This is a genomic window from Thiocapsa sp., assembly GCF_011390875.1.
Classification (GTDB): domain Bacteria; phylum Pseudomonadota; class Gammaproteobacteria; order Chromatiales; family Chromatiaceae; genus Thiocapsa.
Window position 1 is genome coordinate 1 of the sequence record NZ_JAABRP010000203.1, and the last position, 8,299, is coordinate 8,299.

Here is an 8,299-nt window from a genome sequence, read left to right on the forward strand (position 1 = left end):
TTGAGCAGATCGAAGGTGCCGAAGCTATTGTTGGCCAGCCAGTCCCAGAAGGCTTCGTTGCCGCCGGTCCAGATCATCCAGGTATTGCGCCCCTTGACCTGATCCGCGTCCAGCGCGATGCCGTTGTCCATTCCCTTGAAGTAGTCCACCGCCGATTCCGGGAAGTCGGCGGTCGTCTTGCCGGCCAGCTTCGCCTCGTCCTGCGCCGGGCGCGCGTTCCTTAAAGCGACAAAGATCGCGATGACAGCCACGGCGGCGATCGCAATGACGAGTGGGCGGCTGAGTATTCTCATGAGGTCTCTCCCATCCAGCGCCGGTGTAGCGGCGGTAGCGAATGTCGATTGAGTCGGCGTGGCCCGGCTTGGTCCCGGATCAGATCATCAGGAGGATGAGCAGCAGAACCGCGACCAGGACCCAGAACATGCGCCGGTGTGCGCGCTCCAGGTACGCATCGACCGGGCTGGAAAGCACCACGTCGGTCAGGACGCGTGTGGCGGTCTTGGTTGTTGCCTGCTTCGTGCTCATCGCCGCGAACCTCCAACGGGTGAAAGGGGCAAGGGATCGGCGCCTGCGTATTAGTGGAAGGGCTGCGGCCTGAAGACCGACATGACGTCCGCGATCATCTCCTCGTGGTTGGCGTAACGCCGCTCGTCGTAACAGCCAAAGGGATTCGCGGGCGCGTTGAGCAGACAGCGGTTGCAGAACGAGCAGGGGCGGTCCGGTAGATCCTGCCCCGAGGCGAGGATCCGAGGCAGATCGTTGTTCGCAACGAGCGGTCGTGCGATCGCCACCCCATCGAAGTAGTTTTCCCGGATGCCCCGGCGAATCAGCGCGCCATCCTGGAAGCCCCCGGTATTGATGACGGGTATCCCGACCCGCGCCTTAATCCGGCGGCAGCCATCCATGCTCACGCCCTCCAGCGGGTAGTCCTTCTTGGTGCGATTCCAGAGCCAGAGAAAAATCGGCCGCAGCGATTTGAAGTGAAAAAGAAAATAATTCGGGAAATAGGCGCGGACCCCGTTCGAGACCATGGCTCCATAGACGCTGTTTGCATCCTCGACGGGAAAGGCGCCGGGCGGGACCAGCGGATGCGGGAAGATGCTGCCGGCGGAGATATGCAGGCCATCGACACCGTCTTGCTCAAGCCATTCGCAGACCTGGATGTAATCCGTGATGTCGTTACCCTTCTTCTCCCAAGGGAAGAGGGCATTGTTGAGATCGAAGGCGTTCATCTTGATCTGCAGGTGGAAATCCGTACCCGCCTGCGCGCGCACGGCCTGAATCACCTCATGCAGAAAGCGGTAGCGGTTGCGCAGCGAGCCGCCATAGTCGTCCTTGCGGTCATTGATCGCCGAGCTGAGAAACTGCGTGAAGAGATAGCCATGCGAGGCGTGCAGCTCAATGCCATCCAGTCCGGCCTCCCTGGCGCGTCGCGCGGCTCGGCCGAAAAGCTGAACGAGCTCGTTGATTTGGTCCAGGCTGGCGGCCTCGCACAAGAGGCCATGAAAGGTGTCCATCCGAGAAGTGGACGAGAGTCCTTTATTGAACCGATTCTCCACTCCGCCGATGTCGCGCTGCCGCCCGGAGTGACTCAGCTGAATGATGAACTTGCAGTCGTATTCGTGGACCTTCTCCCCGAGCTTGCGCCAGAACGGAATCTTGTCGTCGTCATCGATCATCGCGTAGTTGGGAAGGATGCGGCCGCGGATATGGACCGGGGCGAAGGATGAAATGATGGCCCCGACGCCGCCGCGAGCGAATTTCTCCTCCCAGTTGATGCGCGCGAGAGAGCCGGATCCGTCGTAGTTATCCCAGCGACCGGAGATGCTGGATCGGAACAGGCGGTTCTTGACGGTCAGGTGGCGAAACGCGAGCGGCTGAAAGATGACATCGCTCTGCATACGAGAATCTCCATTCGACACGGACAACGGGATTGGGCGCTCGTGGCCTTGGTTCGAGCCACTTTCGGATGCAATAGGCCCTTGTGTCGGCGCTTTCATTGCCGGGTGCTCGGCGTGGGCTCAACGGCACGGTAGATCACGGTTCCGTCGCGCAAGACCTCTTTTCGCACCTGTCCCGCCGCCTCCATGAGGTCAAGCGCCTGTTGAACCTGCTCGGATGCCTCTTCGAAGCGCTGGCGTAAAAGCCACCAGCGTCGAATGCCTTCCGCACTATCGGCTGCGGATGGATGCTCTGACAGATATCGACCAATCTCCTCGGCGAGCCGATCAATCGCATCGTCTTGAGTTGCCATGTCGACCAGGAAGCTTCCAAAGCAGCACACTTGACGAGGGCTCCGCAAAGTCTGCGCCAATTCGAATGCGGAGGCTAACGTACTCAGTTATAGAGTTTTTTGTTGCGGTCTATGATGGGTGACTGCGGGAAATAATCCCCATTGTTTCAGTCAAGAAAAGCGATAGGCAGGGCGCTGCGCGCAGCAATCGAGACCCTGGGATTTTTCCCCCGGCCCGGGGAAGAAACACCCCGGCGTAACGCTCGGGTCGATGGACGCAGCGTCATCGGGTGGAGGCTCGCTGAAGGTTTGCCCGCGAGTCGAGTCGCGCTCGCTTCAAGTGAGATACGCAGACGGGGATTGGGCCGATTGATTTGAACCGGCTTTCGGGACGAGGAGCGTGCTCGCTAGCCGACAGACGGAACGTCAAGGTCTGTCGGTGCAGCCCTGAAAACTTTGGCGGGACAGCCCGTGCTTTTTGAGTAACTTGCCGAGATCGCTTCTGTCCTTTCCGGCAATTTGGGCTGCGAGTGTCATGTTCCCGGCGGTTCTGGCGAGGAGGCGTGACATGTAGATGCGTTCGAACTCGGCGACGGCAGATGCCTTCGCAATCTTATAAGTCTCTTGACCCGACTCCTGAATGGCCCCGAGCGGATCGACGTCGGCGGGACTTTCCTCGATCGCCCCGATGTCGATGACGGTACCGGTTGCCAAAAGCCATTCACGGTAGATCAGATTCTCGAGCTCGCGGACGTTCCCCGGCCATGAATGGGCCTCCAGCCGACCCATGGATGCACTGGAAAGCGTCTTGACGGGCGTATCGAATTCGCTGCTCAGTCGCCTTAAGAAGGCCGCCGTCAGAAGAGCGATATCCCCTGTCCGAACACGCAGCGCAGGAAGTTGGACGCAAAGCACGTTGAGCCGGAACAGCAGGTCCGACCGAAAGAGTCCGCGGGTGACCATCGCCTTCAAATCGGCGTTGCTGGACGCGAGCACGCGAACCTTCGCCTGTCGGACCAGGGTCCCGCCAACCGGACGATATTCACGATTTTGGAGAAAGCGCAGAAGCCCGGCTTGGGCGCGTGGACTGATCGCCTCGATCTCGTCGAGGAAAAGCGTCCCGCCTTCAGCCTGCGCGATAAGTCCGATTCTGGCCTCTTTGGCGTCCGTGAAGGCACCGCGGACATGCCCGAAGAGCTCGCTTTCGACCAAGTTGTCCGGGAGCGTGGCGCAGTTGATCGGGATAAACGCGGCATTGCGGCGCGCGCTCAGATAATGGATTGCGCGTGCAACCAATTCCTTACCGGTGCCGGTCTCGCCTTGGATCAGAACGGTCGCGTCGCAGATGGCGAACTTAGCGACAGCGGACAGCGCTGCAAGAAAAGGCGGCGACCGGCCCACCAAATTGAGCTGGGCGAAATCATCCACGGGCCAACCTCCAAGCGGGGGTTGAGGACGTCTCAGGATTGACGATCGGTACAACGCTTGCGTTGTCGCGGAAGCGCGCCCCGTTGCTTCCGGATAACTCTTGACTGAGCTGCTGGGTTACCTGAGAAGATAGCAGATCGGCCGACTTTCGGTATGGAGTAGGGCGCTCTCGATCTTTCCTTGACGCATTCACCCAACGTCATCCCTGTTTGCAGTCGGTCCGGACATCGCTCGAGCGCCCGAGGACTGGCCGGACCCGATTCGCCGCGTTTCACACTTTCCGTGATACGAACCAGACATTCATCGGGTCATGCGGCAGCACATGCCGATCGATCCCCGCGAAACCGGCCTCGCGCAGCATCCCCTCCGCCGTCTCCCAGCCCCACATCGTGCCGAGGCCCTCTCCGCCCTGACCGAGCGAGACGGGCGTGCAGTGGACGCACGAGATCGCGTAAAGCAGCGACGCCATCGGGAAGTCGAGGTTCTTCTCGAGGTGTGCGGAGCCGCCGATGTCCTGCATCAGATAGACCCCGTCGGGACGCAGCGCACCGTAGAGGCGGCGTAAGAGGTCTTGCGGATCCTTCTGATCATGAACCGCATCGAAGGAGACGATGAAGTTGTACCGATCCCGCTCTTGGAAATGGGTCAGGTCGCGCACGTCGAAACGGACGTTTTCGGTTCCGTTGGCCCGTGCGTCGCGTCTTGCATCCGCGATGGCGTCGGCACAGAGGTCGTAGCCGGTAAAGCGACTGCGCGGATAGCGCTCGGCCATCGCGATCAGGGCCCGACCGCGCGCGCAGCCGGCATCCAAGACATCGATCCCTGCCTCCAGACGCCGGCCGAGTCCGGGAACGAGCGGGAGCAGCGTGTCGAAGAGCTGCGCGACCACGGTCTGGTTGCTGTCCTCGCACATCACCTGATGAAAGTCCGGGAAGTCGCCGTAGCGTAGACCTTCCCCGGTCTCGAAACAGGCGAGCGTGCGGTCCTGGACCTGACCCATGAGGGTCACATACTGGGCGTAGACGGCGAAGTTGCCTAGGGTTCCGCCGCGCGTGAGACAGGCGGCATGCTCGGGCGGCAATGCGTAGGTTCGACGCACCGGATCGAAGTGGACAATCCGCCCGGCAGTCATGGCCGCAAGCCATTCGCGCACGTAGCGCTCCGACAGTCCCGCCTCCGAGGCGATGCGGTGGCTGGTGCTCGGCGGCAGCCTGGCCATGAGGTCGAGCAGACCGGTGCGATGCCCGATCGAAAGCATGACGGCGACGGCACCGGAATCGAGGATCTGCCCGACGCGGTCGGCAAAGGTCTCGGCGCCTTGTTGATCGAAGGTCGGTTTCTCTGCAAGTGACAGTGACATGGTTGTGCTCCGGCGTTGGTGACGGGGTAGGCTCAGGATCTACGAGATCGCCGGGGCGCGGGAGAGGCATGCTGGACAAAAACGGGGCATTTCGGTCAAGATTTTGCGATGAGCCGCGAACGCGACCCGTCACCTGTCTCCGCCCCTGTTTCCATCAGCCTGCTGGCGTTGCCCGAGAGCATGCCGGCCGCGCTCTATGGTCTGTTCGAGGTCTTCTCCTCGGTCGGCGTGACCTGGTCCGAGCTGACCGGCGAGCCGGCCGCTGCCGCGCGTCTGGACGTCCAGATCCTCGCCGCCCGTGCCGCGCCCTTCCCGAGTCCACTCGGCGTGCCGATCGCCCCGCACGCGGGCATCGATACGGTTACCGAGACCGACATCATCGTCGTGACCGACTTGGCGCTTGCCGCAGACACTGACCCGCGCGGTCGCTGGCCGGAGGAGTCGCGCTGGCTGCGCGAGCGCTACCGCTGCGGCGCAACCCTCTGCTCGGTCTGTACCGGCTCCGTCCTGCTGGCCGATGCCGGTCTGCTCGACGGCCAAGAGGCAACCAGTCATTGGAGTGTCACGGGTCTCTTCAAGCACTACTACGGCGGGGTGAGATTGCGTCCGGAGCGCATCCTCTCGCTGAGCGGAGAGGACGGACGTCTCGTCACGAGCGGCGGGGCGGCCGCTTGGGAGGACCTGGCGTTGTATCTGGTCGCGCGGTTTTGCGGCGAGGCCGAGGCGGTGCGCCTGGCCAAGCTTTTTCTGTTCGGCGACCGCAGCGAGGGCCAGATGCTCTACGCCGCCGGCGCGCGGCCTCGCCGTCATGAGGATGCCGTCATTGCACGCTGCCAGGCGTGGATCGCCGAGCACTACAGCCTGGACAATCCGGTGGCCCGTCTGGTGGCCGAATCCGGTCTGGCCGAACGCACCTTCAAGCGTCGTTTCCAGGCCGCGACCGGCTACTCGCCGGTGGAGTACGTGCAGGCGCTGAGGGTCGAAGAGGCCAAACACCTTCTGGAGACGACCGGGGAGACCACCGATCTGATCGCGCATCGCGTCGGCTACGAGGATCCAACCTTTTTCCGGCGGCTCTTCAAACGGCGCACCGGCGTTACCCCGGCACGCTATCGACAGCGTTTTCAGTCGATCGGCAAGCTCCCTCGCGGGTAAGGCCGAGCCCCCGACGGATCGCGCCTAAGATGCGTCGATCCATTCCCTCCGGACGTTCGCGCCGGCCTCACTGCTCAATAAGGTGCGTTCGGCATCGCCGTTAAACCCGAGGCTATGCGGTTGAAGACGCGGTTTGCGGTTTCCGGATGCCGAGTCGATAGACTGTTGCAAATACGCGATCAGCGGCCTATAAATTGTAAATGCCACATTTGATCTGCGGGCGAGACACCATGGAGCTTGCTGCCAACCCCGACCCTGACCCACGGGCCGTCCTCACGAAGGCCCTGTTGAACGCCGGCCGCACGCTGGGCCTCTCGCAGGAGGCGCTCGGCGACATCATCGGGCGTGACCGCAGCTCCATCGCCAGGGGGCTCGATCCCGACAGCAAGGCCGGCGAGCTGGCCTTGCTGTTGATCCGCTGTTATCGCAGCCTCTACTCATTGGTCGGCGGCCGGCAGCAGGACATGCGCCACTGGATGCAGACTGCAAATCGCGATATCGGCGGTGTTCCGGCCGAGCAGGTGCGCTCGGTCGCCGGTCTGGTGCGCGTTGTCGAATATCTGGACGCGATGCGCGGCAACGCCTGAGCCGTACCATGGATCTCTGGCCAGCGTGCCGCGAGACGATCCACATCGGTCCACTCGGCGGCGACCTGTTGCGCATGGTCGAGAGCCAGCAACAGATCGCCACGACATCGCTTGTCGACGACCTCGCCGAGCAGGCCCTGCTCGAGGAGCTGGTCGAGCGGTCCAAGCCTCCGCTGCGATCCGGAACCGAACGGCTCCACTACCTGCTCGCCACCCCGTTCCGTTACCCGCCGCTCCGTCACGGCTCACGCTTCGGGACGCGTTTCGAGCCGAGTCTGCTCTACGGTGCGCGCGGGCTCCCGACCCTGCTCGCCGAGGTCGCCTACTATCGCTTCCTGTTCTGGACCGGTATGGAGGTTCCCCCGCCGTCGGGCCGACTGCTCACCCAACACACTCAATTCCGCGCGCGTTGGCGAAGCGAGCGCGGTGTCCGCCTGCAGGCGCCGCCCTGCGCGGCATACGAGACACAGCTGCGTCACCCGAGCGACTACGGAGTCTGTCAACGTCTCGGAAGCGCGCTGCGCGAGAGCGGTGTCGGTGCCTTCGAATTCGTCTCCGCCCGCGACGCGGATCGCGGCATCAATGTCGCGCTGCTCGGGCCGGAGGCATTGACCAGCCGCGCCCCGCTCGGTGTCCGCGCCTGGCTGTGCGAGACCCGGCCCGATCGCATCGTCTTCGTGTCCGAAGGCGAGCCCGAGCCGCATGTCTTTCCGGTCGATCTCTTCACGGTCGACGGCGTGCTGCCGCGCCCTGCGGGTTGAGGCCTGTACCTTCGTGTCGGCCCCTTGGCGCAGGTACAACAAAGCCTCGAAGTGTCGCGGGCGAGCGTAGACCGGTACCTCGGTTGCATGAGGAATTTCATGGAGGGCCATTGAATACGAAAGCGGATCCTGTTGCAGCCCTTCGCTACCCGTGCGACGCACCGGGAACGTTTCGGCACCGTCGGAAGCGCCTTGATCGAAGGTTACCAATTCCGGAAACTGTGATTTGTCCCGTCGGGTTATGCGGAGTCGATACAATCCGACGAGCATCGAGCGTCATTGGTCTATCATAGGCTTACCCTAAGCCGACGCCCCCGCACTCTGAGTTTGGGAGACGCATGTTGATCGTCGCCCGCGCGCCTTATATCCCTCCGGCAGGAGCCGCCCTTGCCATGTCTATCGCCGCCGGACTCGCCCCCGGACGCACACCCGGCTCCGCGGTGCCGGCCGATCCGGAGCTCATCGAAACGTCCGGCCCGGCCCGGCTGCGCCGCTCCGCCATCACGCTGATCCGGCGGCGGCCATGACGCTCAGACGCCGTGCCCAGCTGATTGCCTTGGTCTCCGCGCTGGTCTTTCTTGCTCTGCTCGGTCTGTTGCTGGTCAACCACCGGGACTGGAGCCAGTCCGCACGGAGTCTGGCGCTGACGAATACGCTGAATGTGGATGTGATCCAACTGCGAACGGCGCTCTTCGGCTATTTCCTGCGCGCGCAGGATTATTCCCGCGCCCCGGTAGAGTCCCAGTTCGAGACGATCGTCGATCTGCTGACCCGC

General features: G+C 62.9%; 11 protein-coding genes. 5 read left to right on the forward strand and 6 right to left on the reverse strand.

The genetic code is table 11. The features are described from left to right. From GPT33_RS14990 to GPT33_RS15015, 6 genes are all read right to left on the reverse strand, one after another. Nucleotides 1-293 (reverse strand): hypothetical protein (locus GPT33_RS14990; protein ID WP_296810296.1); only part of this gene is annotated, 293 nt, incomplete at its 3' end. 79 nt (nucleotides 294-372) lie between these two features. Continuing rightward, nucleotides 373-525 (reverse strand): hypothetical protein, encoded by a 153-nt coding sequence (locus tag GPT33_RS14995; RefSeq protein ID WP_296810297.1) that lies wholly within the window; start codon nucleotides 523-525, stop codon nucleotides 373-375. A gap of 50 nt (nucleotides 526-575) precedes the next feature. Further along, entirely contained in the window at nucleotides 576-1,901 is a 1,326-nt protein-coding gene (locus GPT33_RS15000) for an NADH:flavin oxidoreductase (protein ID WP_296810299.1), read from the reverse strand. Between the two features lie 95 nt (nucleotides 1,902-1,996). Then, on the reverse strand, nucleotides 1,997-2,254 hold the full coding sequence (locus tag GPT33_RS15005) for a hypothetical protein (RefSeq protein ID WP_296810302.1): 258 nt from the start codon (nucleotides 2,252-2,254) through the stop codon (nucleotides 1,997-1,999). Between the two features lie 405 nt (nucleotides 2,255-2,659). Then, the gene (locus GPT33_RS15010; RefSeq protein ID WP_296810304.1) at nucleotides 2,660-3,661 is read right to left on the reverse strand and encodes a sigma-54 dependent transcriptional regulator; all 1,002 of its coding nucleotides are present in this window, start codon (nucleotides 3,659-3,661) and stop codon (nucleotides 2,660-2,662) included. A gap of 271 nt (nucleotides 3,662-3,932) precedes the next feature. Further along, on the reverse strand, nucleotides 3,933-5,021 hold the full coding sequence (locus tag GPT33_RS15015) for a class I SAM-dependent methyltransferase (protein ID WP_296810306.1): 1,089 nt from the start codon (nucleotides 5,019-5,021) through the stop codon (nucleotides 3,933-3,935). Between the two features lie 108 nt (nucleotides 5,022-5,129). Here GPT33_RS15015 and GPT33_RS15020 point away from each other — a divergent pair, with 108 nt between their 5' ends. The 5 genes from GPT33_RS15020 to GPT33_RS15040 all read left to right on the forward strand — a co-directional run. Next, nucleotides 5,130-6,176, forward strand: a complete 1,047-nt coding sequence (locus GPT33_RS15020) for a helix-turn-helix domain-containing protein (RefSeq protein WP_296810309.1) — start codon at nucleotides 5,130-5,132, stop codon at nucleotides 6,174-6,176. A gap of 230 nt (nucleotides 6,177-6,406) precedes the next feature. Beyond that, complete coding sequence (locus tag GPT33_RS15025; RefSeq protein ID WP_296810311.1) at nucleotides 6,407-6,763, forward strand: MbcA/ParS/Xre antitoxin family protein; 357 nt, start codon at nucleotides 6,407-6,409, stop codon at nucleotides 6,761-6,763. An 8-nt stretch (nucleotides 6,764-6,771) separates the two neighbouring features. After that, a complete protein-coding gene (locus GPT33_RS15030) occupies nucleotides 6,772-7,524 on the forward strand; it encodes an RES family NAD+ phosphorylase (protein ID WP_296810313.1) in 753 nt (250 codons plus the stop codon). Between the two features lie 392 nt (nucleotides 7,525-7,916). Then, nucleotides 7,917-8,051 carry a hypothetical protein gene (locus tag GPT33_RS15035; protein ID WP_296810316.1) on the forward strand — a complete coding sequence of 45 codons (135 nt, stop codon included), beginning with the start codon at nucleotides 7,917-7,919 and terminating at the stop codon, nucleotides 8,049-8,051. Continuing rightward, a partial coding sequence (locus tag GPT33_RS15040) for a hypothetical protein (RefSeq protein WP_296810319.1) occupies nucleotides 8,048-8,299 on the forward strand: 252 nt, incomplete at its 3' end. The genes GPT33_RS15035 and GPT33_RS15040, both read left to right, overlap by 4 nt.

Excerpts from the sequence above, each read along its gene's own strand:
- GPT33_RS14995 (WP_296810297.1), bottom strand. The coding sequence starts at position 525 with ATGAGCACGAAGCAGGCAACAACCAAGACCGCCACACGCGTCCTGACC.
- GPT33_RS15000 (WP_296810299.1), bottom strand. The coding sequence starts at position 1,901 with ATGCAGAGCGATGTCATCTTTCAGCCGCTCGCGTTTCGCCACCTGACC.
- GPT33_RS15005 (WP_296810302.1), bottom strand. The coding sequence starts at position 2,254 with ATGGCAACTCAAGACGATGCGATTGATCGGCTCGCCGAGGAGATTGGT.
- GPT33_RS15015 (WP_296810306.1), bottom strand. The coding sequence starts at position 5,021 with ATGTCACTGTCACTTGCAGAGAAACCGACCTTCGATCAACAAGGCGCC.
- GPT33_RS15020 (WP_296810309.1), top strand. The coding sequence starts at position 5,130 with ATGAGCCGCGAACGCGACCCGTCACCTGTCTCCGCCCCTGTTTCCATC.
- GPT33_RS15025 (WP_296810311.1), top strand. The coding sequence starts at position 6,407 with ATGGAGCTTGCTGCCAACCCCGACCCTGACCCACGGGCCGTCCTCACG.
- GPT33_RS15030 (WP_296810313.1), top strand. The coding sequence starts at position 6,772 with ATGGATCTCTGGCCAGCGTGCCGCGAGACGATCCACATCGGTCCACTC.
- GPT33_RS15035 (WP_296810316.1), top strand. The coding sequence starts at position 7,917 with ATGTCTATCGCCGCCGGACTCGCCCCCGGACGCACACCCGGCTCCGCG.